Raw genomic sequence first — 14634 nt, forward strand, 5'->3', positions numbered from 1 at the left:
GGATTGTTGCAACCTTGACGTAGCGGCGTTGCCAAATCGGCATGACTTTCGGCCGTTTCATTCTCCTGTTGCTGCTCGCCGCGTGCGGGTTCGTTTACGCGGTCTGGCGCGGCCACGTCGACGTTCCGCCGAAGTGGAATCCCTGGGCGCCACTGGACATCCGCGAGGCGCCGAACCTGCTCACGTCCTACAAGCTGCAGCGTTTGCAAAATGATCGTGGGCTTTGCGAGCAGGCGCTGACGACCTCCGATCTCGACTACGTGCCGGTGCCTGACAGCACGCCGCAACCCGGCTGCCCCGTCGTGAACGCCGTGCGCGTCACCGGCTCGTCGGTGCGCTTCAACGGCGCGTTTCTCGCCACGTGCCCATTGGCCGCCGCCTATGCGTTGTTCGAACGGCACGGATTACAGCCTGCCGCGCAGCGGGTGTTTGGCCAACCCGTGGCGCGTGTCGATCACTTCGGCAGCTTCGCCTGTCGTAACATCGCGCGCAGCGACAGGCGCAGCCAGCACGCTTCGGCCAACGCCCTGGATTTGGCCGGGTTCGGGCTGCAGGACGGTACGCGCATTACCGTTGCGCGGGACTGGAACGGCGAGAACGACAAGGCACGCTTCCTGCGTGAGATCAAAGCGGCGGCGTGCGATGCCTTCAGGATCACGCTGAGTCCCGAATACAACGCCGCCCACCATGACCATTTTCATGTCGATATGGGCGGTTTCGGTGTCTGCCGCTGAGGCGCGCTGGCGCGTCCTCTGGCAGAATGCGGCGTTTTTCTCGCCGAGCTCCGTATGACTGCTTCATCCCCGCTGGTTCGTGTCGAGGCGCTGGCGCCTCAGTTCGCCGAGCAGGCTGGCGCCTGGGCCTCTCGGCTTGCCTTGCCGTTGCAGGCGGACGACGCGCAGTTCGCCTTGCAACTGGGCGACCAGGGCCTGCAGTTGCAACTGCTGGGCCCGCAAGCGCCGGGTCCGGTACGGGTGGATTTCGTCGAAGGCGGCGCTGCACATCGTCGTCAGTTCGGCGGTGGCAGCGGGCAAATGATTGCCAAGGCAGTCGGCCTCCAGCCCGGCGTCCGACCCCGCGTGCTGGATGCCACCGCCGGCCTCGGCCGGGATGCCTTCGTGCTGGCTACCCTGGGATGCGAGATGGTGCTGTTCGAGCGTCAACCGTTGATTGCCGCGCTGTTGGAGGACGGTCTGCGACGGGGAACCGAAGACGCCGACGTACGGCCGATCGTCGAGCGCATGCGGCTGCGACACGGCAACGCCATCGAGCTGATGGCCCGATGGGAGGGTGAGCCGCCGCAGGTGATCTATCTTGACCCCATGTTTCCGCACCGTGAAAAGAGCGCGCTGGTGAAAAAGGAAATGCGCCTGTTCCGGCCGTTCGTAGGAGATGACCTGGACGCGGGCGCGCTGCTCGAACAGGCGCTGGGACTGGCCAGCCACCGCGTGGTGGTGAAACGGCCGCGCAAGGCACCGGCGATCGACGGGCCCCGGCCTGGCTACAGCCTGGAGGGCAAGTCCAGCCGCTACGACATTTATCCGAAGAAGAAGCTGTCGGCCAGCCAGTGATCGATCGCCCCTGCGCACCTGCCGTTTCGTTGGCCTTGCTTAATGTCCTCAACAGTGGCATTTCTAGATCAGGCCGTTCGTGGCCTGAACGGTGGTTACCTTGATCGCAGTAGAAGGAAGCGCATATGCAGATCCAAGTACATAGCGATAACCACATCGAAGGAAGCGCCCGTCTGGTGGACTGGGTCAGCGGCAATGTCGCCGACAAGCTGGATCGGTTCGACGACGAGGTCACCCGAGTCGTGGTGCACCTGAACGACGAGAACGGCGACAAGGCCGGCTCCCATGACAAACGATGCCAGATCGAGGCGCGGCCAAAAGGCCAGCAGCCAGTCTCCGTCACGCATAAGGCCGCATCCCTGGAGCTGGCCGTGGACGGCGCCATCGACAAGCTCAACAATGCGCTCAAGCATCAGTTCGGCAAATTGCGCAGCAAGCGCGCCTCGGCGCCGACGCCCATCGAAGGCGAAACCCTCGAAGTCGAAGGGCGCGATGCGTTGCTGGAAGAAGATTTCCTCGCAGACGAGCAACTGCGCAGCTCCTGAGTCAGGCCATTGCGTCACCAGCGTGGCCACGCGCCGATGATCGGCGTCGATCGATAACACCCTCGCAAAAACAGGCAGGCACCGCCCGGTGCCTGCGCCTTGCCGCCTCTTTCCGTGCCCTGTTACTGCGCCTGAACCGGACGCCGCGTTTTGCGAGCGACCACCGGAACTGTCCTTCGCTGGGGGCTGTGCTATACACAATGGAGGTACTGCGCGAGGAGCGTCGGAAACGGCGCGCTAGGCTCGTGGCGGACCGTGACGAGAGGGGGGGCAATCGGCCAGGTGAGCGTTGTTCAGAACTGCTCACGGCCATCAGCACAGAGGTGACACCATGACCATGATGCAATGCGTTTACCGCGATCACGTGATTACTGCCGAAGTGATGGAGCATCCCGGCACACCGACTCCCTGGGCCGGAGGTTGCCGAATCAGCAACCCCCAGGGACAGGTTACCCGGCGCATGGCGCTTCCGGTCGGGCACGCCTTCATGGCGGAACTCGAACAAGCGCAGCGGGCTTCCATCGCTCACGGTAAGTGGCTGGTGGACCAATGCCTGGATCAAGGCAGGCAACTGTTCGACAAGGCGGCCTGAGTCCTTTGCGGGCCGCGCCGTGGCGAGGCCCGCCTCTTTCCCGTCTGCTCGCACCCTGACGTCCGGTTGAACTGTTGGTGGCCCCGACCCCTCTATTGCAGACATCGCCTGCGCCCGTTGGGCGCCAAATCGACCAGACGAGGAGTCGTTCGATGGAACTTCCCAACAAAGACATGAGTACCTTGTTCGAACAGCTGGGCCTGCCGTCGGACCCGAACAGCATCGACGAATTCATCGCCGAACATGCGCCGCTACCCAATCACGTCAAGCTTGCCGAAGCGCCGTTCTGGAGCGATGCGCAGCGTGCTTTCCTCGCCGATGAATGGATCGAGGACGCCGAATGGGTCCCGATCGTCGACGAACTCAACGCCCGGCTACACGAAGAACAGGCACTGTCCTGACCCCATCGGGCCTCAAGCCTGGCCGTGAGTGAAGCAGCCATGCTCCGCTGGCTTGAAAGCCCTGCCGCTCGACGCTCTGCGCGTCTTTCCTCCGACCTCAGGAGCCGCCATGACCGAAGAACGAAACACACTTACGACCCGGCAGGGTCATCCCGTGAGCGACAACCAGAGCCTGCGCAGTGTTGGAGAGCGCGGCCCGGCGACGCTTGAGAACTACCAGTTCATCGAAAAAATCACCCATTTCGATCGGGAACGCATCCCCGAGCGCGTCGTACATGCCCGTGGTACCGCAGCCCATGGCTGGTTCGAGCCCTACGGCACCATCGGCGACGAGCCCGCGAGTAAATACACCCGCGCCAAGGTGCTGACCCGGACGGGTGTGCGCACGCCCGTCTTCCTGCGGTTTTCCACGGTGATCGGTGCCAAGGAGTCGCCTGAAACCGCCCGCGACCCCCGTGGTTTCGCCATCAAGTTCTATACCGAAGATGGCAACTGGGACCTGGTGGGTAACAACCTGAAGGTGTTTTTCATCCGCGACGCAATCAAGTTTCCCGACATGATCCATGCGTTCAAGCCAGACCCTGTGACCAATAGGCAAGAGCCCTGGCGCTTTTACGATTTCGTCCAACATCATCCCGAAGCGTTGCACATGGTGACCTGGGTGAAGAGCCCTTGGGGCATTCCGGCGAATTACCGGCACATGCAGGGCTCCAGCGTGAACACCTACAAACTGGTCAACGACAAGGGCGAGGCCGTGCTCTGCAAGTTCTCCTTCGAGCCCAAGCTGGGGGTGAAGAACCTTACCGCTCAGCAGGCCGCCGAGATCCAGATGAAAGATGTCGGTCACGCCACGCGAGATCTTTACGATGCGATCGAGCGGGGCGAATACCCGGAATGGGAGATGGCGGTGCAGATCATGTCCGATGATCCGCATGAGGAACTCGACTTCGATCCGTTGGACGACACCAAACGCTGGCCGGAAGACCAGTTCCCACTGTTGCCGGTGGGTCGTCTGGTGCTCGACCGCAACCCGTCGAATGTCTTCGCCGAAACCGAACAGGCCGCCTTCGGTACGGGCGTGCTGGTCGACGGCATCGACTTCTCCGATGACAAGATGCTGCAAGGGCGCACGCTGTCCTACTCCGACACTCAGCGCTACCGTGTCGGTGCCAACTACCTGCAACTGGCGATCAACGCGCCCCGCCGTCAGGTGGCCACCAATCAGCGCGATGGGCAGATGGCGCACTTCGTCGACACCGGCGGCGAAAACCCGCATGTCAACTACGAGCCCAGTTCGATGGGCGGGCTGCGTGAAGCGCCCAAGCCCAAGCCGGATTATCACCAATGGGTCGAAGGCCACCTTGGCCGCTACCAGACCACCAAGGCTGCGGCGGACTATCACCAGGCTGGCGATCGCTATCGCAGTTTCGAGGAATGGGAGCGCGAGGACCTGATCGCCAACATTACCGCCGACCTCAAGGAGTGTCCGGAGCATATCTGCCTGCGGATGATCTGGCACTTCTGGCATTGCGATCCGGACTACGGACAACGTCTGGCCGACGGCGTGGGCGTGGATATCGAGAAAGCCAAGGCGCTGCCGCCGCTCGAGGGGCGCGCCGCGCCGGGTGAAAATCTGGCCGGGCCAACCTACAGCAGCGGCGAAGCGGAAAGCGGCGATACCCACCACGCCACCCAGCCCGGCATCGGGCGCTAGCACCGTTGCGCTGGGCGCGGCGGCGCCGTGTCGCCGCGCCTGGTGTTTGTGCGCCGGTGAATTAGAATGCGCCGCTTGCGCGCGACGCAGCGCCCCGTTGTACTCCCGTAGTAAAAGGACTCTCATGAATCGCGACCCATCGGCCGCCAGCGCTCTCGACATCGCGGCCCGTTATGACTGTGCCAGATCCCTCGCGCGCGAGGCCGCACGGCTCGGCATGGACTACTACCTCAAGCGCGACGTGCTGACGGTCGAACACAAGGGCGACGATCTGCAGGACGTGGTGAGCATCGCGGACAAGCAGATCGAAGCATTCATACGCGCCCGGCTGGCCGAGCGATTCCCCGAGGATGGTTTTCTCGGGGAGGAAAGTGGTTCAGCCGGGCTTGGTGCTCGCTGCGTATGGGTGATCGATCCCATCGATGGCACGGCCTGCTTCGTCAACGGCCTGCATAACTGGTGCGTGTCCATCGGCCTGCTGATCGACGGCGAACCGCACTTGGGCGCCATCGCCGATCCCAACCATAACGAGCTGTTCCATGGCTGCCTGGGCCAGGGCGCGTTCGTCAACGACGTGCCTATGAAGGTCAGCGGCGCCACGCATGTGGCGCAGGGCGTCACCGCCACCGGCACCTTTCATCCACGTGGCAAGGAGCACTTCATTCCCTTCCTGGAAAAGCTGCTGGCCGATGGCGGCATGTTCTTTCGCAATGGCTCCGGCGCATTGATGACCGCCTATGTGGCGGCCGGACGCTTGCTGGGCTATTACGAGACCGAGTTGAAAAGTTGGGATTGCCTGGCGGGGCTGGTCATGGTCAAGGAAGCGGGCGGCTGCGTAAACGACTTCCTGCGTAACGACGGATTGCTACGGGGCAATCCCTATCTGGTCGCCTGCCCGGGCGTCTACCGGCAATTGGCGGAAATGATCGGCCCTTCGCTGGACAGTTGATGTTGCGCTCCGGATGACTGGCGCCACCGTGCCACGTTCCCACGCCGCGCGTGGGAACGATCTCGGGCGCGGTATCAGGTGCGCAGCTCGGGCGGGACCGTACCGCCGTGTTCGGCGAGCTTGTGCATCACGGTACGGTGCAGCCACATATTCATCTGCGCCGAGTCAGCCATCTGGTCGGGCGGGCAACCCAGTTCGGTCGCCAGCTCCTTTCGCGACTCCAGGCTGCTATCGAGGCCCAGCAATTTGAGCAGGTCCACGATGGAGGTACGCCAGTTCAGTTTTTCCGGGAAGGTCGCCGCCATGCCGTCGAGTTTCGCCGGAACGTCCACGGCGCTGGTGGCGCCGCCAACGCTACCAACAGTACCCGCGGAGCCTGCCATACCAGGGGTCGCGCCGGTCGCGCCGGTCGCGCCGGGCGGGCTGGTGGTCGCGTTGTTGGCGGTGGTGGGGCGCTCGGAGTCAACAACCGTATCGGTGGCGTGCTGATTGATGCCCGAATCCGGGGCGGCCGGCTTGTGCGCTTCGTTGCTGACGCCACCCAAGCCCAACTTGTCTTTGATCTTGTCGAACAGGCCCATTGCATGATCCTCGGTTGATGTAGGTCCAGGTTGGACCATCGCTGCGTTCAGGTCATTCACCCCCGCAGGTCGGAACGACGCCGCAAAGGCCGCCGTCTGTCTGCCGGTTGCGACCGGCGGCGGGGTGCTGGGGATTGCGCCATGCCGCCGTCGGCCGCAGCGCATCGGCACCCAGGGTGCAGGTCCGCCGGACGCCGGTCGGCTGGCGCAGTATCAGAACACCAGCATGAACAAGCCGATCACTACCAACAGACCGATCAGGAAAATGATGCCGATTGTGCTGCCCAGAAACTTCAGCATGAGGATGACTCCTGTTTGCAGTGGGTACATCAATTCCGACTGAGGTGGGCTGCGATCGTTCAGAAAAGTAGCGAAGGCGCGCCGACGACGCCCGCATCAGAGATGTTTGACGATCAACTGCACACCGGCGACCAGCATGCCGATGCGGGCGATCCGGTAGAACCAGGTGTGATCAATGCGTTTGTGCAGCCAGAGCCCGGCCCAGACGCCGAAGGGCACGATCGGCGCGAGCATCAGGCTCAACAGCATATTTTCGCGGTTGAACTGGCCGAGCGCGGCGTAGGGAATCAACTTGACCGCGTTGGTCAGCAGGAAGAAAAGATTGATGGTGGCCACGTAACGCAGCTTGTCCAGTTGCTGCGGCAGGAGATGCATCATGACCGGCGGCCCACCGGCGTGGGCGACGAAGCTGGTAAAGCCGGCAATGGAGCACAGCAGGGTACCGCGCCCGCGCTGGAGAGGGCGTGGCTTTTCGTTGCGGGTGAACAGCCCCAGCACCACAAAACCCACCGCGATGCCGCCCATCATAAGGCCGATCATCCGCTCGTCGAGCAGGCCGAAGGTGAGCGAACCCAGGCTGATGCCAATCAGCGCGCCGGGGAGCATGACCTTGAGGTTGGCGACGTCCCATTTGCCGAAGTAAGCCTTCAGCCCTACCAGATCGGCCAGGCAGAGAATCGGCAACATCACCGCTGCCGCCTGTTTCGGCGAGATGGCCAGCGCCAGCAGGGGGACGGCGATACCACCCAGGGCACCGCCGAAGCCGCCTTTGGACAGCCCGGTAAGAAAGATCGCGGGCAGGGCGAACAGCAGGAAATCGGCAAGGGTCATGGAGGCGGCAGTACTCTGGGTGGGATTTGGCAGCAGCGCGAAAGCTCGATCATCGCATTTTTTTCGGGCCGATCAGGGGTGCAGGCCGCGCCGGAGTGCCTTCATCGACCGGGCCGGTTGACGCTTCATCGTGACCGGGATCGGTCGCCCTCGATCGTGGTCTGCATGAAAACAGCCGTATACGCCGCCGGCGTGTTCGCAGCCCGCCAGACAGGTACCGCATGACTGTACGCAAGCTCGCCGTGTCGTCAATCACTGCCGCCAGGCCGATGAAGCGGCTGACGATCACCTCGATGCTGGTGGCGACCGTGCTTGTCGCCAGCGTTGCGAGCGCCGATGAAACCGATGAGCTGGTGAGCCTGATCAACGACTTCCGCACCTCCGGACAAGGCTGCGACGGCACGAAGGTGGAGCAGGTCGGGCCGCTCGCGCCCGTCGAAACACTGGCGTCGATTCGCCCAGGTGAGCGGATCGAGGAAGCGCTGCGGGAGTCGGGCTATCAGGCCGCCACGCTGCAGATCATGGCGGTCACCGGACCTGGCGATGCGGGCAGCGTGATGCGGGCCCTCAAGCAGCGTTATTGCGATGCGCTATCGAGTGGCGAATTCGCCGAACTCGGCGTCGCGCGCGAGGGCGCTACCTGGCAGGTGATTCTGGCGAAGCCGCTGCTGTCAGCCGATCTCGGCGACTGGCAGCAGGCAGGCAAGGCAATTCTCCAGCGGATCAACCAGGCCCGCGCTGCGCCGCGTCATTGCGGAGACCAGCCGTTCGAGCCCGCACCGCCGGTCCGTTGGGATCAGCAATTGGGCCACGCGGCGCGGGCGCATAGCCAGGACATGGCGCAGCAGAATTATTTCAGCCATCGCGGCCACGACCAGAGCGAGGTCGGCGACCGAGCCAGCCGTCAGGGCTACCGCTGGCAGCGCATCGGTGAAAATATCGCCGCCGGCCAGGGGTCTGCGGAGCAGGCAGTCTCGGGCTGGCTGGCCAGCCCGGGCCACTGCAAAAACATCATGAACCCGGACTTCACGGAAATGGGCGCCGCTTACGCTATCCACCCTCAGAGTGCGGCCACCATCTACTGGACACAGGTGTTCGGCACGCCACGTTAGGCTGTCGCGTTACAGCGCGCTCTCCAGCCAGTCGTGGGCCTCGGTGGTCTGATGCGGTTCGAATGCCTTGACCTTGAGCCCGGGAATCAGCGCTCCTTCGATCTCGCTGGCCTTCCTGACCCATTCCTTGGCGCTGACCACCGCGCAGCGGTCGAAACGGCGGATGAAGCGGAACATCTGAGGTATCCGCGACAGCTCGACGCCCACGGCACCAAGCGTGGGCATGTCGAAGTCGCCCACTCGGAACAGCATCTGGCCATGGGTGATGCCTTCGGATTTGCGCATCAGTTCATCGAACGCGAAGCGCATTTCGTTGCTGTCGAGCTTGCCGGAAAAATCCACGTCGATGCGTTTATCGCCTATGCGCGTTACATGGAACATACGTTGCTCCCTCGAACGGGTGTGACGGTAGGGTCTGTTCCTTGACCATAGCGGCTGCGGCGCGTTCGTTCGCTAAAAAATTGCAGGCGGGATTTTTGCCGACGCGCGCGATGGGCTCTGACGCCTCTCGCCAAATGCCACGGAACCGGGCTGGAAGCGGATCTTGGATTGAGCAGACGCTGACGAGGCGGCCGGCGTGGAGCGTGTTCGATCAGCGCGGCGCGAACGGAGTGTGACGAGAGCAACTGACGGGGGGAGCGTGCAAGGCAGCCCCGCGCCGTAGCGCGGGGCACAGGATCAGTCCTGACGACTGGTCACTTCCAGCAGGTGATAACCGAACTGCGTCTTCACCGGGCCCTGAACGACGTTGATCGGAGCGCTGAACACTACGGTGTCGAACTCCTTGACCATCTGGCCAGGGCCGAACGAGCCCAGATCGCCGCCTTGGCGGCTGGATGGACAGGTGGAGTTGTCCTTGGCGACCTGGGCGAAATCGGCACCACCTTCGATGGCAGCTTTCAGTTCGTTGCACTTCTCTTCGGTGGGAACCAGGATGTGGCGGGCGGTGGCTCGGGCCATGGGGTGTACTCCTCTGGGAAAGTTGCGAGCCTACCGGATTTGCCCGGCGATTCAAGCACAGCCTGCGCCTGCCCCTGTCGTTTGCGGTTATCGCGCCGACGCGCCAAACACCGGCCCTTGCGCAGCAGCGGGCGGCAAACATCCCTCGAGCGCTGGCTGACAGTTGGTGCGGGTCGCCTGATGTCAAATCATGCAGCGTCGCAGCTACGCGGTGCGCCCTTCAGCGGCTCGAGCAGGTACTGCCGCAGCCGATCGGTTTCTTGCGGGGTGAAGGACAAGCCGAGCTTGGTGCGACGCCAGAGAATATCGTCGACCTGCGAGGCCCATTCCGCCCGTCGTAGATAGTCCACCTCGAGGCGATACAGGCCCTGTCCCAGCGGCTCGCCAAGATCGGCAACGGAGCGGGTTTTTCCCACCATGGTCCAGGCGCGGGCGCCATAGAGATTCGCCCAACGCCGCGCCAGGGCCGGGTCGATGCCTTCGATCGTCGCCGTCAGGGCGTCGGCGAGCGCTTCGGATGTCGTCATGCCTTCGCCGCCAGGGAGCGGGGTGGTGGCTGTCCAGTGTGACCCCATTTGCGCAAAGAAAGGCTTGAGCTGCACCATCGCCGATTCGGCCAGCTTGCGATAGGTGGTGAGCTTGCCGCCAAACACTGACAGCAACGGGGCCAGGCCGCTTTCGGCCGTCAACGCCAGGGTGTAGTCGCGCGTGACGACTGACGGGTTGTCGGACTCGTCATCGCACAGGGGCCTCACTCCGGCGAACGTGTGGCGGATATCGGCTGGCGCCAGCTGGGTACGGAAATGCGTATTGGCGACGCTCAACAGATAGGCGATTTCTTCGCCACTGATGCGGACCTGCGCGGGGTCGCCACGGTATTCGCGATCGGTCGTCCCGATCAGGGTGTAACGGCCCAAATAGGGGATGGCGAAGACGATGCGCCGATCCTCGTTCTGCATGATGTAGGCATGATCGCCGTCGTACAGCCGGGGCACGATGATGTGGCTGCCCTGAATCAGCCGGATGCCATAAGGCGGGCGCTGCTGCAGGTTCTCAGCCATGAATTGCGCGACCCAGGGCCCGGCCGCGTTGACCAGTGCCTTGGCCCGCAACGAGAAGCGGGTCCCGTTCTCGCGCTGCAGTTCGACATGCCAGATGGCGCCGGCGCGCTTGGCGCTCAGACACTGGGTACGGGTATGGATGTGCGCGCCGTGCTCGCGCGCGGCCATGGCGTTGAGCACTACCAGTCGCGCATCATCGACCCAGCAATCGGAATATTCGAAGCCGCGTCGAATGTCGGGCTTCAACGGGCTGTCGCTCCCAAAACGCACCCCGCGCGAACCGGGAAGCTGTTCACGCCTGCCGAGGTGGTCGTAGAGGAACAGGCCGGCGCGAATCATCCAGGCGGGCCGCAGGTGCGGACGATGGGGCAGAACGAAACGCAGCGGTTTGACGATATGCGGTGCCTTGGCGAGCAACACTTCGCGCTCGGCCAGAGCCTCGCGAACCAGCCGCAGTTCGTAGTGTTCAAGATAGCGCAGGCCGCCGTGGATCAGCTTGCTGCTGGCCGAGGAGGTATGGCTGGCAAGGTCGTCGCGCTCGCAAAGAAACACCGATAGGCCGCGACCGGCCGCATCGGCTGCAATGCCCACGCCATTGATGCCCCCGCCGATGACAGCGATATCGTAGAGCTCGGAGACAGGCTGGGCGGTGTCAGTCACATGATTCTCCTTCGGGAACGAAAATCAGTATTTCGAATACGAACATGCTAGCCCATGACGTAGCGGCTCTCCAGGCGGAAGGTTCGTTTCTTTATACCAAAAGAAAATAAACGAACCGAAGTAGCGTCCCGCTGCTCAAGGGCTCGACCGCGCCGCTGCAAGGGTCCAGGACAGCCGGCACCGGCAAGGCCGTCCCGTGCAATAGGGCGACGACAAGGAGCATGCCAGGCCGGTGTGACAGAAAAAAACCGTGCGCCCGGCCTTGGGTTCAGCCCGCACGCCGGCGCTTCGTATCGGTCAATCGCTGACGTGCAGGGCGACCTTGTGGCGCGCCAGCAATTCGACGAACGCCTCCGGCGGCTGGGCTTCGGTGAACAACCTGTCGATTTGCTCCAGCGAGCCGAGGCGAGTCATGGCGCTGCGACCGAACTTGCTCGAATCAGCGGCGAGGAAAACCTTGCGAGCGTTACCGATGATTGCCTGAGAGACGCGCACCTCCTGATAATCGAAATCCAGAAGCGTGCCGTCGTCGTCGATGCCGCTGATGCCGATCAACGCATAGTCGACCTTGAACTGGCCAATGAAGTCAGCAGTCGCCTGCCCGACGACGCCACCGTCGCTGCGTACGTTGCCTCCGGCGATCAGTACATCGAAGTCTTCCTTCGGGCTGAGAATGCTCGCCACGTGCAGGTTGTTGGTGATGATCTTCAGATCACGATGGTTGAGCAGGGCGTGGGCGATGGCTTCGGTGGTGGTTCCGATATTGATGAACAGCGACGCCTGATCGGGAATGTGCGCAGCCAGGGCATCGGCGATCCGGCGTTTCTCGTCGCGCATCTGCCGCGCGCGTTGGGTGTAGGCGGTGTTCTGTACGCTGGAGTCGTGGGCTGCGCCGCCATGGTAGCGGCGCAGCAACCCGGCTTCGCCGAGCTGATTGATGTCGCGACGGATAGTCTGCGGCGTCACCGTGAACTGCTGCGCCAATTCCTCGATGCTGACGTAGCCGCGGGTTCGCACCAGTTCGAGAATACTCTGCTGTCGTGGAGCCAGACTCATGGCAGCGTCCTTGTAGTCGATATGCCGGGCAAGCATGCCGCAGTCCGGTCGGCGTTTAAAGAACTGTGCGTTCGCGAAAGAAGGCACCCGGCGCGAAATCGAATCCGGGCGTCGTGATGAGCCGCGCCGATGCAGGAACTCAGGCGTCTTCCCAGTTTCGGGTGCGGTCGACGGCCTTCTTCCAGCCCCTGTAAAGCGCCTCGCGCCGCGCATCGTCGCAGGCCGGTTCGAAAATGCGTTCGATGGTGGCTTTGCTGCGCAGCTCGTCCAGGCTGCTCCAGAAGCCGGTCGCCAGGCCCGCCAGATAGGCCGCACCGAGGGCGGTGGTCTCTTTCATGTGTGGACGCTCCACCGGGGTGCCAAGCAGGTCGGCCTGGAACTGCATGAGGAAATTGTTGGCCACCGCGCCGCCGTCCACGCGCAACGCGCGCAGGCGTTCCCCAGCGTCCTGCTGCATGGCGTCGAGCACGTCTCGGGTCTGGAAGGCGATCGACTCCAGTGCGGCACGAATGATGTGATCGACCTTGACCCCACGTGTCAGACCGAACAGTGCGCCACGGGCGCGGGGGTCCCAGTAGGGCGCCCCCAGGCCGGTGAATGCCGGCACCAGGTAGACCCCATTACTGTCCTTGACCTTGCAGGCGAAGTACTCCGAATCCAGCGAGTCGTTGATCACCTTGAGTTCGTCGCGTAACCATTGCACGGTCGAGCCGCCGTTGAAAATGGCACCCTCGAGTGCGTAATTGACCTCGCCGCGGGGGCCACAGGCGATGGTGGTGAGCAGCCCGTGCCTGGACTGAACGGCGTGGGTGCCGGTGTTCATCAACAGGAAGCAGCCGGTACCGTAGGTGTTCTTCGCCTGGCCTGGTTCCACGCACATCTGGCCGAACAGCGCGGCCTGCTGGTCGCCGGCGATGCCTGCGATGGGAATGCCGGTGCTCTGGCCGGAGCCCAGGTAGGCGTGGCCGTAGATCTCGGAGGACGAGCGCACGTCGGGCAGCATCTGGCGAGGAATATCCAGCGCTTCCAGCATGACCGGGTCCCAGTCGAGCGCGTGGATATCGTAGAGCAGCGTACGTGATGCGTTGGTGTGATCGGTGACATGGGCCTTGCCCTGGGTCATCTTCCAGATCAGCCAGGAGTCGACGGTGCCGAACAGCAGCTCACCCCGTCGCGCCCGTTCGCGACTGCCCTCGACGTGGTCGAGAATCCATTTGATCTTGGTACCGGAGAAGTAGGGGTCGATGACCAGGCCGGTGGTTTTGCGAATGTGCGCTTGCATGCCGTCGCGCTCGAGCTGATCGCAGATCGGCGTGCTCTGGCGGCTCTGCCAGACGATGGCGTTATAGATCGGCTTGCCGGTCGCCTTGTCCCAGACGATGGCGGTTTCGCGCTGGTTGGTAATGCCGATCGCGGCGACCTGCTCGTTGGTGATGCCGGCTTGCGCCAACGCTTCGACGAATACGCCGCTCTGGGTCGCCCAGATCTCCATCGGGTCGTGTTCGACCCAGCTCGGCTGCGGGTAGATTTGCGCGAATTCGCGCTGGGCGAGGGTCACTACGTTGGCGTTGCGGTCCAGCACGATGGCACGGGAGCTGGTGGTGCCCTGATCGAGGGCGACGATGAAGGGTTTGTCGTTCGGGGTGCTCATGGTGACGATTCCTTAGCGAGCCTCGCAGGCGGTGTCATCGTTTCTGGCCGGGCGTCAGGCCTCATGTCCGTGCCAGCAGAATAGCGGTAAACCCCGGTTCCTCCACAAACGCCTGGCCGCGCCATGGCATGCGCGGCGCGGCTCCGGTTGGCGAAACGGCCTCGGTGCCTGGCCCTGCGGTCCCTGGCGCGCGCTCAATACCGCAAGCGCGAACGGGTGGCCGGGTCGGGCTCGCCATTGAAAAAAGCGTCCAGCACCTGCTGGAAGATCGCACGATCAGGCGCGGCTGCGGCGAACAGCGTCATGCTGGATCGCAGTTTGAGGTCGTCGGGCGAGCCCAGAATTCGTCTGGCCGAGAGGCTCGTATGCAACAGCAGGGCCTGCGCGCTCTCGTGCAGGCGTGGGCCCAGCAGCGCATGCTCGAGGTAGGCGAGCGCTTCGTCCAGTCCGGAAATGGCGTAGCGCTGCGCCATTGCACTGTGGCCCAGTCCGGCGATCTGAGGAAAAACGAACCACATCCAATGGCTCTGCTTCTGGCCGGCCTGTAACTCTGCCAGGGCACGGTCATAGACAGGCGCCTGGGCTTCGACGAATCGCTGCAGGTCGAAAGGGTCGCGCATGGGGCATCCTCGAGCGGCTGGATGTTTGCT

16 protein-coding genes are annotated in these 14634 nt (G+C 63.3%); 8 read left to right on the forward strand and 8 right to left on the reverse strand.

The annotated features are described in order from the left end of the window. Positions 1 to 41: 41 nt before the first annotated feature. The 7 genes from GQA94_RS09950 to GQA94_RS09980 all read left to right on the forward strand — a co-directional run bounded on the left by GQA94_RS09950 (position 42) and on the right by GQA94_RS09980 (position 5772). Positions 42 to 734, forward strand: coding sequence for an extensin family protein (locus GQA94_RS09950; RefSeq protein WP_158187865.1), 693 nt, complete (start codon positions 42 to 44; stop codon positions 732 to 734). A gap of 54 nt (positions 735 to 788) precedes the next feature. Then, entirely contained in the window at positions 789 to 1571 is a 783-nt protein-coding gene (locus GQA94_RS09955; RefSeq protein WP_158187866.1) for a class I SAM-dependent methyltransferase, read from the forward strand. Positions 1572 to 1696: 125 nt separating this feature from the next. After that, the gene (locus tag GQA94_RS09960) at positions 1697 to 2116 is read left to right on the forward strand and encodes an HPF/RaiA family ribosome-associated protein (protein ID WP_158187867.1); all 420 of its coding nucleotides are present in this window, start codon (positions 1697 to 1699) and stop codon (positions 2114 to 2116) included. 331 nt (positions 2117 to 2447) lie between these two features. Further along, complete coding sequence (locus GQA94_RS09965) at positions 2448 to 2708, forward strand: hypothetical protein (protein ID WP_158187868.1); 261 nt, start codon at positions 2448 to 2450, stop codon at positions 2706 to 2708. Positions 2709 to 2860: 152 nt separating this feature from the next. Next, positions 2861 to 3109 carry a DUF2789 domain-containing protein gene (locus tag GQA94_RS09970; RefSeq protein ID WP_158187869.1) on the forward strand — a complete coding sequence of 83 codons (249 nt, stop codon included), beginning with the start codon at positions 2861 to 2863 and terminating at the stop codon, positions 3107 to 3109. Between the two features lie 109 nt (positions 3110 to 3218). Beyond that, entirely contained in the window at positions 3219 to 4823 is a 1605-nt protein-coding gene (locus tag GQA94_RS09975; protein ID WP_158187870.1) for a catalase, read from the forward strand. A 124-nt stretch (positions 4824 to 4947) separates the two neighbouring features. Further along, positions 4948 to 5772 carry an inositol monophosphatase family protein gene (locus GQA94_RS09980; protein ID WP_158187871.1) on the forward strand — a complete coding sequence of 275 codons (825 nt, stop codon included), beginning with the start codon at positions 4948 to 4950 and terminating at the stop codon, positions 5770 to 5772. Between the two features lie 74 nt (positions 5773 to 5846). On the opposite strand, the gene GQA94_RS09985 is transcribed toward GQA94_RS09980, so the two are convergent. Beyond that, entirely contained in the window at positions 5847 to 6353 is a 507-nt protein-coding gene (locus GQA94_RS09985) for a DUF3597 domain-containing protein (RefSeq protein WP_158187872.1), read from the reverse strand. Between the two features lie 396 nt (positions 6354 to 6749). Beyond that, positions 6750 to 7484 (reverse strand): sulfite exporter TauE/SafE family protein, encoded by a 735-nt coding sequence (locus GQA94_RS09990; RefSeq protein ID WP_158187873.1) that lies wholly within the window; start codon positions 7482 to 7484, stop codon positions 6750 to 6752. 221 nt (positions 7485 to 7705) lie between these two features. On the opposite strand from GQA94_RS09990, the gene GQA94_RS09995 reads away from it, so the two are divergent. Then, positions 7706 to 8596: a CAP domain-containing protein gene (locus GQA94_RS09995; RefSeq protein WP_233270236.1), complete on the forward strand. Its 891-nt coding sequence runs from the start codon at positions 7706 to 7708 to the stop codon at positions 8594 to 8596. Positions 8597 to 8605: 9 nt separating this feature from the next. Here GQA94_RS09995 and GQA94_RS10000 read toward each other — a convergent pair whose 3' ends face one another. The 6 genes from GQA94_RS10000 to GQA94_RS10025 form a co-directional block, all read right to left on the reverse strand. Then, positions 8606 to 8977, reverse strand: coding sequence for an STAS/SEC14 domain-containing protein (locus GQA94_RS10000; protein WP_158187874.1), 372 nt, complete (start codon positions 8975 to 8977; stop codon positions 8606 to 8608). A gap of 297 nt (positions 8978 to 9274) precedes the next feature. Next, the gene (locus GQA94_RS10005) at positions 9275 to 9556 is read right to left on the reverse strand and encodes a peptidylprolyl isomerase (RefSeq protein WP_025242533.1); all 282 of its coding nucleotides are present in this window, start codon (positions 9554 to 9556) and stop codon (positions 9275 to 9277) included. A 188-nt stretch (positions 9557 to 9744) separates the two neighbouring features. Further along, positions 9745 to 11277 (reverse strand): glycerol-3-phosphate dehydrogenase, encoded by a 1533-nt coding sequence (gene glpD / locus GQA94_RS10010; protein ID WP_158187875.1) that lies wholly within the window; start codon positions 11275 to 11277, stop codon positions 9745 to 9747. Between the two features lie 297 nt (positions 11278 to 11574). Then, complete coding sequence (locus GQA94_RS10015) at positions 11575 to 12333, reverse strand: DeoR family transcriptional regulator (RefSeq protein ID WP_158190076.1); 759 nt, start codon at positions 12331 to 12333, stop codon at positions 11575 to 11577. Positions 12334 to 12472: 139 nt separating this feature from the next. Then, positions 12473 to 13984: a glycerol kinase GlpK gene (glpK, locus tag GQA94_RS10020; RefSeq protein WP_158187876.1), complete on the reverse strand. Its 1512-nt coding sequence runs from the start codon at positions 13982 to 13984 to the stop codon at positions 12473 to 12475. A gap of 194 nt (positions 13985 to 14178) precedes the next feature. Next, positions 14179 to 14604, reverse strand: coding sequence for a DUF1810 domain-containing protein (locus GQA94_RS10025; RefSeq protein WP_158187877.1), 426 nt, complete (start codon positions 14602 to 14604; stop codon positions 14179 to 14181). Between the last annotated feature and the right edge of the window lie 30 nt (positions 14605 to 14634).

It is taken from the genome of Stutzerimonas stutzeri (assembly GCF_009789555.1).
Classification (GTDB): domain Bacteria; phylum Pseudomonadota; class Gammaproteobacteria; order Pseudomonadales; family Pseudomonadaceae; genus Stutzerimonas; species Stutzerimonas stutzeri_R.

Coding starts and splice junctions, on each gene's coding strand:
- GQA94_RS09950 (WP_158187865.1), top strand. CDS start 42: ATGACTTTCGGCCGTTTCATTCTCCTGTTGCTGCTCGCCGCGTGCGGG.
- GQA94_RS09955 (WP_158187866.1), top strand. CDS start 789: ATGACTGCTTCATCCCCGCTGGTTCGTGTCGAGGCGCTGGCGCCTCAG.
- GQA94_RS09960 (WP_158187867.1), top strand. CDS start 1,697: ATGCAGATCCAAGTACATAGCGATAACCACATCGAAGGAAGCGCCCGT.
- GQA94_RS09965 (WP_158187868.1), top strand. CDS start 2,448: ATGACCATGATGCAATGCGTTTACCGCGATCACGTGATTACTGCCGAA.
- GQA94_RS09970 (WP_158187869.1), top strand. CDS start 2,861: ATGGAACTTCCCAACAAAGACATGAGTACCTTGTTCGAACAGCTGGGC.
- GQA94_RS09975 (WP_158187870.1), top strand. CDS start 3,219: ATGACCGAAGAACGAAACACACTTACGACCCGGCAGGGTCATCCCGTG.
- GQA94_RS09980 (WP_158187871.1), top strand. CDS start 4,948: ATGAATCGCGACCCATCGGCCGCCAGCGCTCTCGACATCGCGGCCCGT.
- GQA94_RS09985 (WP_158187872.1), bottom strand. CDS start 6,353: ATGGGCCTGTTCGACAAGATCAAAGACAAGTTGGGCTTGGGTGGCGTC.
- GQA94_RS09990 (WP_158187873.1), bottom strand. CDS start 7,484: ATGACCCTTGCCGATTTCCTGCTGTTCGCCCTGCCCGCGATCTTTCTT.
- GQA94_RS09995 (WP_233270236.1), top strand. CDS start 7,706: ATGACTGTACGCAAGCTCGCCGTGTCGTCAATCACTGCCGCCAGGCCG.
- GQA94_RS10000 (WP_158187874.1), bottom strand. CDS start 8,977: ATGTTCCATGTAACGCGCATAGGCGATAAACGCATCGACGTGGATTTT.
- GQA94_RS10005 (WP_025242533.1), bottom strand. CDS start 9,556: ATGGCCCGAGCCACCGCCCGCCACATCCTGGTTCCCACCGAAGAGAAG.
- GQA94_RS10015 (WP_158190076.1), bottom strand. CDS start 12,333: ATGAGTCTGGCTCCACGACAGCAGAGTATTCTCGAACTGGTGCGAACC.
- glpK (WP_158187876.1), bottom strand. CDS start 13,984: ATGAGCACCCCGAACGACAAACCCTTCATCGTCGCCCTCGATCAGGGC.
- GQA94_RS10025 (WP_158187877.1), bottom strand. CDS start 14,604: ATGCGCGACCCTTTCGACCTGCAGCGATTCGTCGAAGCCCAGGCGCCT.